Source organism: Methylomicrobium sp. Wu6, assembly GCF_035916875.1.
GTDB lineage: Bacteria > Pseudomonadota > Gammaproteobacteria > Methylococcales > Methylomonadaceae > Methylomicrobium.
This window is the reverse complement of record NZ_JAXUHN010000092.1, coordinates 45,132-63,752: the sequence shown is the minus strand read 5'-3', so window position 1 is coordinate 63,752 and position 18,621 is coordinate 45,132. Positions and strand designations below refer to the sequence as shown.

At 53.9% G+C, this 18,621-nt stretch carries 15 protein-coding genes; 5 read left to right on the top strand and 10 right to left on the bottom strand.

The window, feature by feature from the left end; translation table 11 throughout:
* Positions 1-27: 27 nt before the first annotated feature.
* The 6 genes from U2W12_RS17320 to U2W12_RS17295 form a co-directional block, all read right to left on the bottom strand.
* On the bottom strand, positions 28-1,311 hold the full coding sequence (locus U2W12_RS17320; protein ID WP_326501945.1) for an ammonium transporter: 1,284 nt from the start codon (positions 1,309-1,311) through the stop codon (positions 28-30).
* Positions 1,312-1,337: 26 nt separating this feature from the next.
* Positions 1,338-1,676 carry a P-II family nitrogen regulator gene (gene glnK / locus U2W12_RS17315; RefSeq protein WP_005372330.1) on the bottom strand — a complete coding sequence of 113 codons (339 nt, stop codon included), beginning with the start codon at positions 1,674-1,676 and terminating at the stop codon, positions 1,338-1,340.
* Between the two features lie 289 nt (positions 1,677-1,965).
* On the bottom strand, positions 1,966-3,381 hold the full coding sequence (amt, locus tag U2W12_RS17310; protein WP_326501944.1) for an ammonium transporter: 1,416 nt from the start codon (positions 3,379-3,381) through the stop codon (positions 1,966-1,968).
* Between the two features lie 22 nt (positions 3,382-3,403).
* Positions 3,404-3,742: a P-II family nitrogen regulator gene (locus U2W12_RS17305; RefSeq protein ID WP_326501943.1), complete on the bottom strand. Its 339-nt coding sequence runs from the start codon at positions 3,740-3,742 to the stop codon at positions 3,404-3,406.
* Positions 3,717-4,031, bottom strand: coding sequence for a hypothetical protein (locus tag U2W12_RS17300; protein WP_326501942.1), 315 nt, complete (start codon positions 4,029-4,031; stop codon positions 3,717-3,719). The genes U2W12_RS17305 and U2W12_RS17300 overlap by 26 nt, the downstream gene beginning before the upstream one ends.
* A 347-nt stretch (positions 4,032-4,378) precedes the next feature.
* Positions 4,379-5,779, bottom strand: a complete 1,401-nt coding sequence (locus tag U2W12_RS17295; protein WP_326501941.1) for a porin — start codon at positions 5,777-5,779, stop codon at positions 4,379-4,381.
* Between the two features lie 425 nt (positions 5,780-6,204).
* Here U2W12_RS17295 and glnA point away from each other — a divergent pair, with 425 nt between their 5' ends.
* The 3 genes from glnA to ntrC all read left to right on the top strand — a co-directional run bounded on the left by glnA (position 6,205) and on the right by ntrC (position 10,264).
* Positions 6,205-7,614: a glutamate--ammonia ligase gene (glnA, locus tag U2W12_RS17290; RefSeq protein ID WP_326501940.1), complete on the top strand. Its 1,410-nt coding sequence runs from the start codon at positions 6,205-6,207 to the stop codon at positions 7,612-7,614.
* Positions 7,615-7,812: 198 nt separating this feature from the next.
* A complete protein-coding gene (glnL, locus tag U2W12_RS17285) occupies positions 7,813-8,862 on the top strand; it encodes a nitrogen regulation protein NR(II) (protein ID WP_326501939.1) in 1,050 nt (349 codons plus the stop codon).
* Positions 8,855-10,264: a nitrogen regulation protein NR(I) gene (gene ntrC, locus U2W12_RS17280; protein WP_326501938.1), complete on the top strand. Its 1,410-nt coding sequence runs from the start codon at positions 8,855-8,857 to the stop codon at positions 10,262-10,264. Before glnL ends, ntrC begins: the two co-directional genes overlap by 8 nt.
* 57 nt (positions 10,265-10,321) lie before the next feature.
* On the opposite strand, the gene U2W12_RS17275 is transcribed toward ntrC, so the two are convergent.
* Positions 10,322-13,558 (bottom strand): type I restriction endonuclease subunit R, encoded by a 3,237-nt coding sequence (locus U2W12_RS17275; RefSeq protein WP_326501937.1) that lies wholly within the window; start codon positions 13,556-13,558, stop codon positions 10,322-10,324.
* A 65-nt stretch (positions 13,559-13,623) separates the two neighbouring features.
* Between U2W12_RS17275 and U2W12_RS17270 the strand changes: the two genes are divergently transcribed.
* Together U2W12_RS17270 and U2W12_RS17265 are read left to right on the top strand one after the other, a co-directional pair.
* Positions 13,624-13,875: a type II toxin-antitoxin system Phd/YefM family antitoxin gene (locus U2W12_RS17270; RefSeq protein ID WP_326501936.1), complete on the top strand. Its 252-nt coding sequence runs from the start codon at positions 13,624-13,626 to the stop codon at positions 13,873-13,875.
* Positions 13,872-14,294 carry a type II toxin-antitoxin system VapC family toxin gene (locus U2W12_RS17265; RefSeq protein ID WP_326501935.1) on the top strand — a complete coding sequence of 141 codons (423 nt, stop codon included), beginning with the start codon at positions 13,872-13,874 and terminating at the stop codon, positions 14,292-14,294. The genes U2W12_RS17270 and U2W12_RS17265 overlap by 4 nt, the downstream gene beginning before the upstream one ends.
* A 316-nt stretch (positions 14,295-14,610) precedes the next feature.
* On the opposite strand, the gene U2W12_RS17260 is transcribed toward U2W12_RS17265, so the two are convergent.
* The 3 genes from U2W12_RS17260 to ssb form a co-directional block, all read right to left on the bottom strand.
* Positions 14,611-15,921: a restriction endonuclease subunit S gene (locus U2W12_RS17260; protein WP_326501934.1), complete on the bottom strand. Its 1,311-nt coding sequence runs from the start codon at positions 15,919-15,921 to the stop codon at positions 14,611-14,613.
* Positions 15,918-17,987, bottom strand: coding sequence for a class I SAM-dependent DNA methyltransferase (locus U2W12_RS17255; RefSeq protein WP_326501933.1), 2,070 nt, complete (start codon positions 17,985-17,987; stop codon positions 15,918-15,920). Before U2W12_RS17255 ends, U2W12_RS17260 begins: the two co-directional genes overlap by 4 nt.
* A gap of 135 nt (positions 17,988-18,122) precedes the next feature.
* On the bottom strand, positions 18,123-18,620 hold the full coding sequence (gene ssb / locus U2W12_RS17250) for a single-stranded DNA-binding protein (RefSeq protein ID WP_326501932.1): 498 nt from the start codon (positions 18,618-18,620) through the stop codon (positions 18,123-18,125).
* Position 18,621: the final 1 nt, after the last annotated feature.

Below are 18,621 nucleotides of genomic sequence, written 5' to 3'. Positions count from 1 at the left end.
TTTTATGTTGCCGAAATGCAGCCAGGCCTATAAGTTGACGTAGCCGGTTTCTTCGTGCAGGACCTGATCCAATCCCTGTACTTCTTCATCGGCGGTTACGCGCAGACCGACAAACTTGTCTATCAACTTCAACATCACAAAACTGAAAAATGCGCTCCAGGCTGCTGTGACCACAATCGCCAACGCCTGTACGCCAACTTGACTGCCGATCGTCGCGCCTTCGGCCAACCCCAAACCACCCAAGCTGCTCGAAGCAAAAACGCCGGTCAACAACGAACCGGTGACGCCGCCGACGCCATGCACCGGAAAGACATCCAGCGAATCGTCGATCTTCAACGTGCGCTTGACATATTGTGTCGCAAAGAAACAAATCGCGCCGGCCACTACGCCGATCGCCAACGCCCCGATCGGCCCAACATAACCCGAAGCCGGCGTGATCGTGCCAAGACCCGCAACCATGCCGGTCACGATACCCAACACGCTCGGCTTACCGAAACGGAGCCATTCAATCACCATCCAGGTCAATGCGCCGGCTGCCGCGCCAATATGGGTCGCCAACAGCGCCATCCCTGCGCGTCCATCAGCGGTCAGTGCGCTGCCGCCATTAAAACCGAACCAGCCGACCCAAAGCATGCCCGCTCCGGTCACCGCCATGGTCATATTGTGCGGCGGCATCGGCGTGGTTGGAAACCCTTTTCTACGGCCTATCACTAACGCCGCAACCAAAGACGCGATACCCGCGTTTACATGAATCACTATGCCGCCCGCGAAATCCAGCACACCCAAATCGGCCAGCCAACCGCCGCCCCAGATCCAGTGGCATACCGGCACATAAACCAGACAGAGCCACAGCCCGCTGAACCAAAGCATTGCGGAGAATTTCATCCGTTCTGCGAAACTGCCGACGATCAGCGCCGGAGTGATGATCGCAAAGGTCATCTGAAACATAAAATAAACGGCTTCGGGCAAATCGCCGACCTGCGAGGCGGTGCCGATACTAGGCAAAAACGCTTTCGAAAATCCACCGATCAGTTTCTGCCAGTCGCCGCCATCGACGAAGATCAGGCTATAGACGCCGGCAAGCCACAAAATCGACACCAGACAGGTAATCGCAAAACACTGCATCAACACCGACAGCACGTTTTTGCTGCGTACCAAGCCTCCGTAAAACAACGACAAGCCCGGCAGCGTCATAAACAGGACCAGACCGGTCGAAGTTAACATCCAAGCAGTATTGGCTTGATTGACGGTGTCTGCCTCTGCCGCGAAAGGCAAGAGCAACAGGCTAAAAAAAAATCGTTTGGATGGCATGATGGTCTCTATATTCTTAATTTTAATTAAATGGCGTCTTCGCCAGTTTCACCCGTCCTTATTCGGATGATTTGTTCAAGATTGGTCACAAAAATCTTACCGTCACCAATCTTGCCGGTATTTGCGGCCTTCACGATCGTTTCGACCGCCTTGTCCAGAATATCGTCGGAAACTGCAATTTCGAGCTTGACCTTCGGCAAAAAATCGACCACATATTCCGCGCCCCGATACAGTTCGGTATGGCCTTTTTGGCGGCCAAAACCTTTTACCTCGGTCGCGGTAACGCCGGCAACCCCGATCTCGGACAAGGCCTCCCTGACATCATCCAGTTTGAATGGTTTTATTATTGCTGTTATTAATTTCATAATGTCTCTCTGCCGCAAGTAACGAAAAAAAAATGACTCGTAAATCCTGCAATCATACACAATCTCTATCGATTTACAATTCCCGCATGAATACAAAACAGCCTCATGCAAAGGGCTAACAAAAAAACGGGATCGCCATTTCGAGCCCCTAAACCTGAAGCCATACGTATCATTTCGTGAATCACTACCCGGCAAATATCATTCACCTGTTGAAAAAAATCGCACGCTGGCCAACCAATGGGATCGCACCATCCGGTTGGCCGGCTTGTGAAAGTAACTCTTCTATACCTTATATATGGTATGCCGTTTCACCGTGGCTCGATACATCCAGACCCACACGCTCGGATTCTTCGCTGACTCTGAGACCGACCAGCATATTGACGAACTTGTAGGCAACGAAAGAGACGACGCCCGACCACACGATCGTAATCGCGACGCCTTCAGCCTGGACCAGCAACTGCTTGGCGATCGAAAAATCCTCTGCGCCCGTGCCGCCGAGAGCGGGAGAGGTAAACACGCCGGTCAACAGCGCACCCAAAATACCGCCGACGCCATGCACCCCGAACACATCGAGCGAGTCGTCGGCGCCAAGCAGGTGCTTGAGCCCGTTGACGCCCCACAAGCAAAGAAGACCCGCGCTCAGACCGATGATGATTCCGCCCATCGGTCCGACCGAGCCGCAAGCCGGCGTGATCGCAACCAGACCGGCTACGGCGCCGGAGGCCGCACCCAACATCGAAGCCTTGCCCTTGATCACCGCTTCGCCGGCGGACCAGGACAACACCGCCCCGGAGGTGGCCAATAGGGTGTTGATGAAGGCGAGGGTCGCGCCGCCGTTGGATTCGAGATTAGAACCGGCATTGAATCCAAACCAGCCCACCCACAGCAGCGAAGCGCCGACCATCGTCAACGTCAGGCTGTGCGGCGCCATGTATTCCTTACCGTAGCCGATGCGCTTGCCGACCAGAAAAGCGCCGACGAGGCCGGCCATCGCCGCATTGATGTGCACCACGGTGCCGCCCGCAAAATCCAGCGCGCCCTTGCCCAGCAGATAACCGCCGGCGCCCCAGACCATGTGCGCGATCGGCACATAGCTGAAGGTAAACCAGATCGCGCAGAAAATCAGCACCGCGCTGAATTTGATACGCTCGGCAAACGAGCCGATAATCAGCGCGCAGGTAATTCCGGCGAAGGTCGACTGGAAGGCAACGAAGATAAATTCGGGAATCTTCACATTGTCGGTAAACGTATCGGCCAGCGAAGCCGTAGTGATGCCTTTCAGGAACACTTTGTCGAAGCCACCGATGATCAGGCCCTCGCCGCCAAACGCGAGACTATAACCGTAAATCCCCCACAGTACGCAAATCAGCGAAAACACCACCATCACCTGCATCAGCACCGACAGCATATTCTTGCTGCGCACCAAGCCGCCGTAAAACAGGCCCAGGCCCGGCACCACCATCATGACGACCAGCACGGTCGAAACCATCATCCAGGCCGTATCGCCCTTATCGGTCGTGGGCTGGGCGCCGGCCGTTGTTTCTGAGCTGGCTGCCGGGGCCGCGGCGGGGATTTCAACCGTCACGGGTTTAACCGGATCCGCAAGAGTCTGCGTTTCGACCGCCGCGATTACGGTTTCTGCTGCCGAAAGCCCGGCAAAGCCCAGCAGGGTAAAAAAAGCCAAAGTCGTTATAATGTGTTTCATAATTCCGTCCTTACTTAAATGCTTAGAGTGCTTCATCGCCGGTTTCTCCGGTACGAATCCGGATTACTTGCTCCAAATTGGTCACAAAAATTTTACCGTCTCCAATTTTTCCGGTCCCTGCCGCCTTGGCGATTGCCTCGAGCGCCTGATCGAGCAACGGACTGGAAATAGCCACTTCCACTTTGGTTTTCGGCAAAAAATCGACGACATATTCAGCGCCGCGATATAACTCGGTATGCCCTTTCTGGCGGCCGAACCCCTTGACTTCAGTAACGGTAACGCCGGTAACCCCGATTTCTGAAAGCGCCTCGCGGACATCATCCAGTTTAAAGGGTTTAACGATAGCAGTGATCAGTTTCATAAGTTGCCTCTTGCTGAATAAAAAAACGATTCCACAATCGAGGAAAGCAATGATTATGCCAATAAAAACAACCAGCCCTGCAAGCTTTTGATAGACGCAGCGATACCGGCGAAATCATCACTCGAACCGGCATCGGCGCTGCTTGAAAAGTCAGGAATATCGACACAGACAATATCTTCAACGCCGCTTCCGCCGAAACGCCTTTTTTACCGAAAAATTTCAAGCTTCCGGCGACATTCCGCGGTTTCAGCAAGCAACCGGAGTAAAAATCGTCAACCTTGAAATCCAAGCGCTTAGAGTTGGCCATTCAATACAACGTATTAGCGCACCACTTCAGTTCGTTTTGCCGATTACCGGTCAATTTTGGTGCATTCATTGGAATTCAAGCGCGCCAATTCTGATGCGCCAATTTCAATGACAGATACTCGCAAAACATCGGCGCTGACCCAGACAGGCAAAATTGTCCGCAAGGCAACCGGGCTGGGTGCGTTTTTTTGCCGGTAAAGCACATCGCGAGCCCGGCAAAGACTATCGCCGTAATTGATGGCGAAGCGTGATGGATTTGTCGGGCCGGCAGCAAAAACAAAATGCGCCCTAAGGCGCATTTTGGCAAAGCGTCAACGATTGTATAATGATTTAAAAGCTGACCGTGAAGTCCGTCGAAAACAGGAATTGATCCAGTTTGCCGGTCGTTGTGCTGTCGCCGCCGAAAGGGCGAGCACCATCAGCCCAATCATAGCGCACGTTCGGACGCAAATTCAGCCATTTGACCGGCTTCCAGTTGATGCCCGCAGTCACCGCATAATAGCTGGACGGCGCGCTGGTCGCGCCAAAATTGCCCGCCGCGGCAAAACTGCTGCCGCTGCCGTCGGTGGCAGCCCCTACCCGTCCGGGAGCAAAAACCCGAAATCCGTTTTGATCTCGGAACCATTCGCCGCGGACGCCTGCGGTCAACGTATCGCTGATGTCATAATACAGATGGGTATTGATACCGTACCATTGTGCATCTTCGATACCATTCGCAGTTAAGACGCCATTCGCATAACCATGATCATGTTGCAGGACCCAATGGGTCTTGTCGCCGATATTCTGCTTCAACACGACGCTATACATGCCCCAGGCTTTGCTGCTTTGCTCTGAAGTGCCGCCGTAAGTACCGGTCACGTTCAAAGACGTTCCCGTATCCGCGTTGGTCCAGGTCGCGCCGGCAAGGCCCGCCCAATTGCCCAACTGCTTATCCCAGCCACCGTCCCAACCGCCGGTCGCGCTGCCGGTCACGACACCGCCGATCACGGACCAATGATCATCAACCGTATAACTGCCGAGGATACCGGTATGGGTGAACGGCTCGCCGTATTGCATCGTATAGGCGTGCGTGTAGAAGAAATTATCCGGCGCCGGTACCGTTTCGTATCCGATCGGCGTATAGAAATGACCGGCCTTGATATTGATACCGTTGCCGATCGGCAGATAGGCTTCCAGATAGGCTTGCGGCATTGCCAGATCGTAAAAACGGTTGTCGTTGCTGCCCAGCAGATTGAGGTCCCAGTGATTTCGATTCAACGGCACGCCCGAATTTACGTCAAATGCCGGCACACCGTAGGCTTGCGTGAAGATCGCATCGGTGCCGAACATCACGTCGAAACGAAAGCCTAAATCGAAATTGTCGCCTTCGGCCGCGACCGCGCGTTGTAAGAATAAATTCAATTGATTCAATTGAAATTCCCCCGACCGGTCGCCAAACGTAACCGGCCCGTTGAAATTGTTTTGCGGGCTGATCGAATTGTAGGTAATGCCGGCGTTCGTCCAGCCGCCGACCGTCAAGCCCAAATTTTTCATAACCTTGCTGCCGTTCGGGTCCCCCAATGCTTCAAGTAAGCGATCCGCGTTGGCAAACGTAGCGGCCTGAGTTGCGTTTGCTGCCGAATCCGCTTCACTCAGTTCAGCGGCCTGTGTTACGCCGGCAGCCGAAAAAAGCACCACTCCTAAAGCCAATGGTTTGAAATTGGCGCGATCATTGCTTTGATATTTTTTCATGGTGATAGCCCTGCATTAGATTATCTTGATTTCGAAATACGAACATAATGCCTAAACTACCCGACAACCCGACATTGGGTCGATCAATAGCGCATCATGCACCTGCAAAGAGACAAGCAATATTAATGCCAGTTGCTTTACCGCAATTCTGTTTGCAATAATGCAACAGAAATTCATTATATTGGCGTCTGATGCTTATCACCCCAAAAGCATACCGCACCAATATTGTGCGTTTTTACACCATTATTGCACCAAAAACAAACAAACATTCATACTAAATACCTCTTATTCAAAGATAAGCCGTTTTGCTCTTGCTGCAGATCGGCCAATATTTTTTTTGTGGATCATGCGGCAAAAAAAATGGTATCGTAATTAAGTTTGGCTAATAAATCATTTGACACAAATCGATCCCAAGGAGACCCCAAATGTCTGTAGAAAATGTTTTAAAAATGATCAAGGACAACGACGTGAAATTCGTCGATTTCCGTTTTTGTGATACCCGAGGCAAGGAACAGCATGTCACATTCCCTGCACATACGATCAGCGAGGACACCTTTGAAGACGGCAATATGTTCGACGGGTCTTCAATCGCCGGCTGGAAACACATCAACGAATCGGACATGATTCTGATGCCGGATCCCTCAACCGCAGTGATGGATCCTTTCTATGACGACGCGACGCTGATTCTACGCTGCGACATTATCGAACCCAGAAACATGCAGGGTTATGAGCGCGATCCGCGTTCGATCGCAAAACGCGCGGAGGCCTATCTGCAATCGACCGGTATCGCCGATACCGCATTATTCGGACCGGAAAATGAATTTTTCATTTTCGACGATGTGCGCTGGGGCGCGGACATGAGCGGCTCTTTCTTCAAGATCGATTCCGAAGAAGCAGGCTGGAACTCCGAAAAAGTCTATCCCGACGGCAACATCGGCCACCGTCCGGGCGTGAAAGGCGGCTACTTCCCGGTTCCACCGGTCGACTCTCTGCAAGACATGCGTTCCGCAATGTGTCAAGTGCTGGGTGAAATGGGTCAGGTAACCGAAGTGCATCACCACGAAGTCGCGACCGCGGGTCAATGCGAAATCGGCGTCCGTTTCAACACGTTGGTTAAAAAAGCCGATGAAGTCTTGGCACTGAAATATGTGATTTCGAATATCGCGCACGCCTACGGAAAAACCGCGACTTTCATGCCGAAACCGATGGTCGGCGACAACGGCAGCGGCATGCACGTGCATCAGTCGCTCTCCAAAGGTGGCGCGAACCTGTTTACCGGCGACCAGTACGGCGGCCTGTCCGAACTGGCGTTGTATTACATCGGCGGCATCATCAAGCACGCCAGAGCCCTGAACGCATTCACCAACGCCTCGACCAACAGTTACAAGCGTCTGGTTCCAGGCTTTGAAGCTCCAGTCATGCTGGCGTATTCCGCCCGCAACCGTTCCGCGTCGATCCGTATTCCTTTCGTGAACAATCCGAAAGGCCGCCGTATCGAAGTGCGCTTCCCGGATTCGACCGCGAACCCTTACCTGGCATTCTCCGCGATGCTAATGGCGGGTCTCGACGGCATCCAAAACAAAATCCATCCAGGCGATGCGATGGATAAGGACCTGTACGATTTGCCGGCCGAAGAAGCGAAAAACATCCCGCAAGTCTGCCATGCATTCGACCAAGCCCTGGAAGCACTCGATAAGGACCGTGAGTTCCTGACCCAAGGCGGCGTGTTCACCGATGACGTGATAGACGGCTATATTGACCTGAAAATGGCCGAAGTGACCCGTCTGCGCATGAGCACCCACCCGGTCGAATACGACATGTACTATAGCTTGTAAATCCTGCCGACATAGCTTCGTAGGTTGATATACAAAACGCCCCATAATGGGGCGTTTTTTTTAGCTACGCCCTATAATAATCTCTCTAACGAAATAAACGCCGCACAAATCCTTTTTTTTGCACTTTTATATATTGGCCTATAAATTGCTCGTTAGAAATAAACAGAATATAAGTTAGATTAGAAAGGCACACTCGTTATGCATAAAAGGATACTGGACCACCTGAACTCCGCGATTTTATTATTCGACCAGGACTTGAACCTGGCTTACATCAACACATCGGGAGAAGTGTTGCTGGCCGACAGCGCCAATCAACTACTCGGCCATAACGCGCAAGAGTTATTCAAGATCTCCGACCCGGCTCTGCTCGCCAATTTGAAACTGTCGCTAACGATGTCCGAGCCGCTGCTCGATCGGGCGCTGACATTGAACCGGATCGGCCAGACCGTAACGATCACTTTTAGTGCAACACCGATCTTTACCGACGACGGACGGGCTGAAATCCTGGTCGAGCTCTTGCCGGTGGACAATCATCTCAGAATCTCCAAGGAAGAACAGTTGTTATCGCAACAAAACACCGCCAAACTCCTGGTCAGGGGTCTCGCACATGAAATCAAAAATCCGCTGGGCGGCCTTCGTGGCGCAGCGCAGCTATTGGATTTGGAGTTGATCGATCCCGATCTCAAGGAATATACCGGTATCATCATTGCCGAATCCGACCGGCTGCAAGGATTAATGGACAAGATGCTCGGCCCTAACAAACTGCCGAACAAAAAGATGTTGAACATCCATGAGGTGCTGGAGCGCGTCAGACAACTGGTCGAAGCCGAAGCGAGCGGCAACCTATTGATCCTTTGCGACTACGATCCTAGCATCCCCGACCTGAAGGCTGACAAAGACCAGTTGATTCAGGCCGTGCTAAACATCGTCCGCAACGCGGTCCAGGCCGTCGACGGTTCCGGCGTGATCAGGGTCAAAACCCGCATCAAGCGCAATGTCACGATCGGGCGCAAATGCCATAAACTGTCGGTTAAGATCGACATTTCCGACAACGGTCCCGGCATCGACGCCGAAATGATGAACCAGATTTTTTATCCGATGATCACCGGCCGCCCCGAAGGCACCGGCCTTGGATTGTCGATCGCTCATTCGCTGATCAACCAGCACGGCGGCCTGATCGAATGCGAAAGCGAGCCTGGCAATACCACCTTTTCCATCTTGTTACCGATAGAGTCCGGCAATGACTAAACCTGAAACTGTCTGGATCATAGACGACGACAAATCGATCCGCTGGGTTGTCGAAAAAGCGCTGCAAAAAGCCAACATGCAAACGATGTCCTTTGCGAACGCCAAGGAACTCTTGCTTGCGCTGCAACACGACAAACCCGACGCGCTGCTGACCGACATCCGCATGCCCGGCATGGACGGCTTCGAACTCCTCGACCGCATCCAAAAAAATTATCCGGGCCTGCCGGTAATCATCATGACCGCGCATTCGGATCTCGAAAGCGCGGTATCGGCTTTCCACGGCGGCGCCTTCGAATATCTGCCCAAACCGTTCGACATCAACGAAGTCGTCGAACTGGCCCACCGCGCCTGCACGCACAGCCGGCAGCAACAGGAAAACCAGAAAGAAGCCACCGCGCTCGAATCGGCGCCCGAAATCATCGGCGCCGCCCCCGCGATGCAGGAAGTGTTCCGCGCGATCGGCCGCCTGGCACGCTCTAACATCACCGTGCTGATCAACGGCGAATCGGGTACCGGTAAGGAACTGGTCGCGAAAGCCTTGCACAAACACAGCCCTCGCGCGAAAAACCCGTTCATCGCATTGAACATGGCCGCAATCCCGAAAGACCTGATGGAATCGGAACTGTTCGGCCATGAAAAAGGCGCCTTTACCGGAGCTCAAGCCCGTCGGGCCGGACGTTTTGAGCAGGCCAACGGCGGCACGCTGTTTCTCGACGAAATCGGTGACATGCCGGCGGATTTGCAAACCCGGCTGCTCCGCGTGCTTGCCGACGGCGAGTTTTACCCGGTCGGCGCGCATCTTTCGGTCAAGGTCGATGTGCGCATCATTGCCGCGACACACCAAAATCTCGAAGTGCTGGTCGAACAAGGCCGCTTCCGCGAAGACCTGTTTCATCGGTTAAACGTGATTCGAATACACATTCCGCCGCTGCGCGACCGCAAGCAGGATATTCCGCTGTTGCTCAAACATTTTCTGACGCAGGCCGCACAGGAACTGAACACCGAAGTCAAAACCCTGCGCCCCGATGCGGAAAGCTATCTCAGCGGCCTGGATTGGCCCGGCAACGTCCGCCAGCTCGAAAACTGTTGCCGCTGGCTGACCGTAATGGCTTCCGGCCGCGAAATCCACCTGCACGACCTGCCGCCCGAACTGTTGAACAAACCGCTGGAACGGGAAGCGGAAAGCGGCAATTGGGAGTCGATGCTCAGAATCTGGATAGATCGCCAGTTGCTGACCAAGGAGCACGAGGTCGCCAAGCAAACGATACCGGCGGTCGAGGCGATCTTGATCAAGGCCGCGCTAAACTTCACCCACGGCAAACGGCACGAAGCGGCCATTTTGCTGGGTTACGGCAGAAATACCCTGACTCGCAAAATCAAGGAGTTGGGCATTGAGGAATAAAAAAGCCCCCTATTTGCAGGGGCTTTTTTATAACATTTACAAAATAACTCTCATTACCTAAGCCGCCCACTTCCTACCCTGGCTAGCATAGTCGAGCATCAAGTAGAACACGTTGTCGCACTTCTCCCGGAATAACACACGATCGTAGCTTTCCGGCAGATTAGTGTCCAGCACCTTCTCGACGGCAGAGCGCACCTGCTTTTGGGTCTGCGTATCCTTATACCAATCCTGTACCAGCACCTTGGGTTGCTCTTCCAACAAACGATGCAATAACGACTTTGCCGCAAGCCTGACGTTCTGCGTTTCCTCCGGCGTCATCCTGTCTTTCTTCAGCAGATCGAACAGTTCCAGTTCGTCTTCCGACAGACCCTCGCGGATGTGCCGCTCATCCTCCGCGCGCAAATCTTCGGTGAATTTCATCAGGTCTTCATAATAGTTCTCGGTGGATGAGCCGCCTGAATTGTAGGTATCGATAATCTGTTGCAAGCGTTGAGCAAAGTCGGTACGCGTCGCATTCTGTTGCAGCATCAGCTCAAGCTTGCGTTGCAGGAAAGCGCGCAGGTCCGCGATTTCAATGTTCTTGTAAGTCGCCTGCTTGAACTCTTCGCGCAGCTTATCGAAGTTGATTTTACTGAGGTCCCAGGTCTTACCCTTCTGGATGATCTGGTATTCCGCGCTGTATTGGCGCACCTTAAACGCCTCCGAGTCGTTTACTACCACACTCTCATCCAGCAATTCGGCAATCTTCAAGCTGATCTTGTCGATATCTGTCTGCTCGATAAGGCTGTCTATCACCCCACGCAAATACTGGAATGCCGCCACCTCGCGCACTCGGCTCTGTTTGCCGCGCCCCATAATCTCAGGCTTGCACGCCTCATACAGCGACGAAATGGTGTTCTCGTACACGTTGAAGCCCTTGCGCCATTCGTCGTTTGCCAGCAAGGCATTGGCAAAGATATTAAAGCGACCCAGTTTTTCGAATACATCGTCGCTGCCCAGCACCTCGCGTAGCGCAACCTCTTTCTCGTGACAAAACACCAAACCCTGCTCAATCGCGTCGTCCAGCAGCCGAAACAACTCCGCCTTTTCCTTGACTGGCGTATCAATCTCATCACCGCCTTGCGCGTAATCCTTCAGCGCCAGCTTCATGTTGCGGAACACGTTGTAGTAATCCACGATTTCGCCGTTGCGCTTTTCCACCCCGCTGATCTTCCACGACGTGACGCGGTTGGCTCGGGCGATGGTCTGCATCAGCGTATGGCCCTGCATCGGCTTGTCGAGATACAGCGTCGAAAGCGTGGGCGCGTCAAAGCCCGTCAACCACATGGCGCAGACGAACACCAGTTGCAGCGGATCGTTCTCATCCTTGAAGTTGAATTCGATGTCGTGGCCGTGCGCATCCAGCTTGTTCATACGCTCGCGGTGCGGCTTGATTCCCAGCTTTTGATCCGCAAACTTCCTCTCTTCATCCGCGTCTTCGCTGACCACCACCGCCATTTCCACCAAGCGCATGTACTCGACGGTCTGGCTCAGCCGCCTCTTCTCAATGTCGTTGGCCGACTTACTGATGCGTCCCCGTAAGTCTTTAATCTCTTCCTTCCACAACCGCTGCACCTTGTCGTACATCTTCACGGCGGTAAACTTGTCCACCGACACCACCAGTCCTTTGCCCAGATAGCCGCGCCGGGGAAAGTGATAGACGATGTCCCGCGCAATTTTCTCCAGCCGGTCGTCGCGCTTGATGACTTCGATCTCTTTGGCAAAACGCTTCTCCAGCTTGGCCTGCTGCGCCTCGTCCAGATTCTCGTCCTCCAGAATCCGGTAAAACTCCTCGCTCAAGCCCTCGTTCTGGTTCAGCACCTCCGGCACGCGCTTCTCGTAAAACAGCGGCACCGTCGCGCCGTCGTCCATCGACTGCTGGAAGTTGTATTCGGAAACATAACCGCCGAACCAGGCATTGGTCTTGCGCTCGCGCCCCAACAGCGGCGTGCCGGTGAACGCCAGATAGTTCGCATTGGGCAAGCCCTTGCGCATGTTCTCCGCCAGCGACTTGTATTGTGTGCGGTGCGCCTCGTCCACGATCACGATGATTTCCTTGCTCGGCGAAAGCTCGGGATATTCCCTGCCCTTGTCCCAGCGGAATTTCTGAATCAGCGTGAACACCACGCGCTTGTGCTGCCCGAGGAACTTGCGCATCTCCTCGCTGTTCTTCGGCTGCGCGGCTTCGGCCTCGGTGACCGTGCGGGTGTTCAGAAAGTTGCGGTAAATCTGCCCGTCCAGATCGTCGCGGTCGGTCACCACCACAAAAGTGAAATTGCCGGTCTGTTTGCGGAAGATTTTGCGCGCATAAAAAATCATCGAAAAGCTCTTGCCCGAGCCCTGCGTGTGCCAGAACACGCCCAGCTTGCCCGCCAACTCCTCGCGCCTGAGGAAGGCGTCATAAGCCCGGTTCACGCCGATGAACTGGTGGTTCTGCGCGATGATCTTCGAGCTGTCCTTGTAGTAGAGGATGAAATTCTCCACGTAGTCCAGCAGCCTCTGCCTGGGCAGCAAGCCTTCGATCACACCTTCCAGGCTGATACCCTGCTCCCGGATCGCGGCGCGGTCGATCTTCTGTTTCTCGTCATCCGCACGCAGCCAGTTGAAGAAATGCCCCCACTCCGCCGTGATGCTGCCCACTTTGGTCTCGATGGCGTTGGACAGCACGCAAAAGGCATTGGTCAGGAAAAGCTGCGGAATTTCCGCCTTGTAAGTCGTCAGGTTGTCGTCGTAAGCGTTGCGTAGTTTTATATTGGAATTTTTCAGCTCGATAAACACCAGCGGAATGCCGTTGACGTAGAGCAACACATCCGGGCGGCGAAAGCCCCGTTCGCCCTTGATCCAGAGCTGGGTAACGGCCAGATAGCGGTTATTTTTCGGTTCGTTGAAATCCAGCAGCCACATATGTTCCTGCTGCCGCGCGCCCTGGGCGTCGTCGAATTGCACCGGGATGCCGTCCCGTAGCAGGCCATAGATTTCCCGGTTTGCGGCGATCAGCGTCATCGCCTGCCGCCGGTCGAGCAACTTTTCCAGCGCGCTCTCGATGGCCGCTTCCGGGATGGCCGGATTCAGGCGAATCGCGGCTTCCCGCACCCGCTCCGCCAGAATCACATCGCGCTTGTTGGCGCGGCCCGAGCCGTCATTCAAATCTTCCGCCTTTTCCGTCAAGCAGTCGAGCACGTCGAAACCGTGCAGATGCTGGAGCTTCTGCACCAGCGCCTGTTCGATCTGATCTTCGGAAATGAAATTAGGCATAGCCACCCCGCAAGCTTTGTGCTAAATTCAGCCCAGTCTGACCAGAATTATTAACGGAGGCAATCATGCACAGCGAATGGCAACTACAAGAAGCAAAGGGCAACTTCAGCCAGCTCATCAAGCGGGCGGCGAGCGGCGAAGCCCAAACGGTTACAGTGCATGGCAAGCCAACAGCGGTAGTCGTTTCGGCAGAAGAGTATGCCCGGCTCACCCGCCACCGGACCAAGCTCTCCAGCGCGCTGCTGCGCCCCGACCTCGCAGCCGAAGACCTGGACATTTCCCGCAGTCGCGACACCGGGCGCGACATCGAGCTATGAGCTGGCTGCTCGATACCTGCGTAATTTCCGAATACGCCAAGAAAGCCCCAGCGGCTGAAGTGATCTCCTGGCTCGACGAACAGGACGAAGCCAGCCTGTTCATCAGCGTCATCACCCTGGGCGAGCTTGAAAAAGGCATTCTCAAGCTGCGCAAAGCCGATCCGCACCGCAGCCAGAAACTCACTGCCTGGCTGGGCACGGTGGAACAGCGCTTCGCCGGACGCATCCTGCCGCTCGATGCCGCAGCGCTTCACGTCTGGGCGCAAATCGCAGCCGGCGCGGAATTGGCCGGGCAACCCATGCCGGTGATGGACGGCTTGCTGATGGCCACCGCCCAATGCCACGGCCTCACCGTGGTCACCCGCAACGTGCAGGATTTCGCGCTGTATCCGCAAATCTTTAATCCTTGGGCGCTGTAAGTCTGCCTTACGCTCCTTCCCAAGCTCCAAGTAACTCGTCATACCCGCCGGGAAGCGGGTATCCAGTGCCATGGATGGCAAGCTGTATACGTCCATGTATCCTGGATCCCGGCAATCCCTGCCGGGATGACGGTGTCTCGCAAACATTTGTGTATAACGATGAGAGCTGGAGCTTGGGAAACAGGATGTAGGCCGGAATAAGACCATCCAAGCGCGTAGCGCGAGGTGGCGTTTCCGGCGAATTTGGGGATGTCTGCCGGAAACGCCAGTTCTCGCTACCGCTCGAACCGGCTTATTCCGGCCTACTTCTATTTTGTTAGCACTCATGGGTTGATTCTTTCATGCCGGGCGGAAACTGGATGTCGAGGTTTTCGACTGAGAGTTTGCCGGAGATGAGGCGAGGAAGTAATAGATCACGAGTCGCGATTAGCTTGGTATTCTGTCGCTGATACATCTCAATAGCTTTGAAGATTGGGGACTCAAGCTCATCGAATTTTTCTACTAACTTTTCGGGTGGAGTAAGAATTTCAATCTTTTTGAAAGTACCTTTCGTCAATTCGGCAAACGTTGCACCGCCAGACAGCAGTTCAAAATACGGCTTCGCCAGCTTTATCCAGTGATACAGATACGACAAAGGATACTGTGCATTCGGAACACAAGTAATGAACCCTTGGTTCGTGCATGCGGGTGCTAGATTGATTCCAACCGCACCGATGGTGGCTCGACTCGTTAGCATCACCGAATACGCCGGAAACATCTTGGCTGAACTGTTATTGAAACCTTCCTCGGTGCATTGCCCACCAGACCGTTCCAGAAAAATGCCATTCGCGCCTGTAATGTCTGAAGGTGTAAACCAATTCACGTCCCCGCCATCCCAATAACGGCTAACTTCCTTTGTCGGGGTGCCGCCGCCAGTAAAATCAAATGCTTTCTCCAATCTCACCAATTTCCAGCCATCCGGCACACCTTTGATGACCTTCACCTTATCATGACCGGGGAAGCGCAGGCGAACGAACCATTCGCGGTAGATTTCCTCGGCCATTTTTTCCAGCAGCGCGATGCGTCGCTGGTTGTTTTCGATACATTCATCGTAGGCAGAAAGGGTGGCCGCTATTTTTTTCTGCGTAGGCAAAAGCGGAACATCCAAAACCGTCTGCTTCTTGAAGGACGTGTATTGAAACCTAGATACGCCAGTGTGCTGGATATTAAAGACCGCCATATATCCAGCTGTATAGAGTGCTTGCAGGAGATAGTAGATAAACTCAGGGTTGTACTGCTTACGATCCAAACGCAGATGACGACAGAAACTTGCGCAGAGAATGGGGTGCTCCTGATGAAGTTGAAAGAACCCCGTCCTCAACAGAGCACTACGGCCAGTCGACTGTTTTGCTGTCCCTCCAGCCATCTCAAACAAAATGTCGCCACTCTCAAGTTTTTTCCTCGTTACCAAATGATCTGGTATCCAACGGAGAGGTAACTCGATATTCGAATCATTCATGTTCGCGAAATCAGTACCTCGTATAACTTCACACAGTTGATGACCAAATGCCTCCTGCCCTTGGCCCCACTCACCATCGCGGCTTTCAGCCAGCAAGTCAGAAAAGGAAACTTGATTCCAATCGTTCATGCTTCACCCGCAAGCCTAAACATGTTTTGAGCAATCGTGGACTCCAAGCTGTGCGCTACATCATTCAACTTAGTCAAATCGTCATTTAGAGCCAGTAGATCGTCGACGAACTCCTCTTCTGTCTTGCCGTCCTCTTCGATCAACACACCGACGTAACGCCCCGGATTCAGCGAATAGTCCTGCTCTTGCACATCCGCAGGGCTGGCGAGTTTGCACAAGCCAGTGACATCTTCATATTCCGCCTTGGGGAAACGTTCCTGTAACCAATGGATGTGCTGGTAGAAAATTTCTGCGTTCTTCACTTCCTTGTGCAATTCCTCCAACGCAGTTTTCAGTGCCTTGGTCTTGCGGTCGGTCGTGCCGCGTTTACCTTCGGCCAGCGCTTGTTCAGCCGCTTGTTTTTCATGCTGGCGCACGACCTTGTCCAAATGCTTCAAACCTTCATGCAACGCGGCAAAGAAAGGATCGAACGCCTCGCGCAATTGCTGCTGCGCCTTATTCTTCTTGTCCACCGCCGTTTCATCCGCGTGTTTTTCCTGATATTGCGTGTAGCGGGTTTTTAGTTTGGTTAACCCCGCCCATTGCTGCACCAGTTCGCTCACGGCCTGTTTGCCGTCTGCGTCGTCCAACACTTCGAGCAGCTGCGCGGAGACGGGTTCGACGTTGGTTTTGTTCTCGACCAGGCGCTGCATGCCTGCCGCGAAGTAGCGGTCTATGAGCTGGACGAATTTCTCGCGCCGCCCCTTGTGCAACTGGCTGATGATGGCAATGTTCCGGATATGTTCTTCGCTGAATTCGCGGTGGGCGCGGTCTATCTGGGTGAAGATATTGCGCGCGTCGATGAACAGGATTTTGTCGTCGGTCTTGGCCTTGTCGAAGAACCACAGCGTGGCCGGCAACGTGACGGTGTAGAACATGTTCGAAGGCAGCGTCAGCATGGCGTAGATCAGGTTCTGTTCGATCAACGTCTGGCGGATGTCGGCCTCGGAGTGGCGCGCGTCGGATGCGGAATTCGCCATGACCAGCGCGGCGCGGCCTTGCGCTTTGAGCGAAGTGGCGAACAGGTTGATCCACAGGTAGTTGCCGTTGGGCACGGTTTCCTTGCCTTCGTCGGCTTTCTTCACTTTCGACTTATTGCGCGGGATGCCGTAGGTGTTGAAGCGCTTGTCTTTCTCCACACTGGACAGGCTTACGTCGTCCACATTGAACGGGGGATTGGCGAGCACGTAATCGAACGCGCCGAAACTCTGGTAAGGGTCTTCGTAGTAGGTGTTGGCCTGCTTGATTTCGCCGCGCAGGCCGTTGACCGCGAGGTTCATCTTGGCGAGGTTGACGGTATCGCGCGTTTTTTCCTGGCCGCAGACATACACGCCGCTTTCCGAACCTTTCAGCTCTTTGCGGTGTTCCGCGATGAACTGGGCGGACTGCACAAACATGCCGCCGGAGCCGCAAGCGGGATCGAAGACTTTGCCGCCGTGCGGTTCGATGATCTCGACCATCAGGCGCACCACGGAACGCGGCGTGAAAAACTCGCCGCCTTTCTGGCCTTCGCTACGCGCGAATTCGGACAGGAAGTATTCGTAAATCTGCCCGAACAAATCGCCGGTGGCATCGGCGGGTATGTCGGCGAAGGTGCGCAGCAGCGCTTGCGGCAGGGTCTTGTCGGTGCGGGTCAACGCGGCATATTCGTCCTTGGGCAGCACGCCTTCGAGTTCGGGCTTGTATTCCTCGATGAGCTTCATCGCATTCTTGAGCGCCTTGGCGATGTCTTTTTCTTCCGGGAGGTTCAGCAGGTAGTCGTAGCGCGCGTGGTCGGGGAGATAGAAGCCGCATTTTTCGATGGCGATTTCCGAAACCGCTTTTTCGCGGCGGGAGCCTTTAAGTTCCTGGTATTCGGCGATAATTTCCGCCTCTTGACGGCGATAGTTATTGTCGGCAAACTTGAGAAAGATCAGCCCCAGCACCGGGGTCGAGTATTCGCTGGCTTTGAGGTCGGAGTTCGCGCGCAGCTTGTCCGCCGCGCTCCATAAATCGGCTTCAAGCTTTTTGAGTTGGTCTTTGTTCATGAATTCCGTATCTTTTATTTGTCCGGATCGAGCGATAAAACTGCTGTTGAATTATTTCAATAATCGATGCTTCATATAAAATAAGGGAAGACTCCCTTTTCCCTTATTTATCTATAGCATTAGTCCAGGTATCCTCTAAAACGGAATATCGTCGTCAAAATCGTCGTAATTAGATGGAGACGGAGATGGCGGCATCGAGCCCGAAGACGTCGGTGCATCCGATCTTGCTGCCGGAGCCGACGGCCGGCTCGAAGGCGCATAACCCGATTGCGGTTGATCGCCGCCAAAGCTGGCGGTGCCGCCGCTGCGGCTGTCTAACATATGCATTTCTTCGGCGACGATTTCGGTCGTATACCGATCTTGCCCATCCTGACCTTGCCATTTTTGGGTGCGGATGCGTCCTTCTATATAGCACTGGCTGCCTTTTTTCAGGTATTCGCCGGCAATTTCAGCCAGACGGCTAAAAAACACCACGCGGTGCCATTCGGTCTCCTCTTTGCGCTCATTCGTCTGTTTATCCCTCCATCTTCTGCTGGTGGCCAAGCGAATCGTCGTGACCTGGCCGCCGCTCGGCAGGAAGCGAACTTCCGGGTCGACGCCCAGTCTGCCGATTAAAATAACTTTATTAAGCATC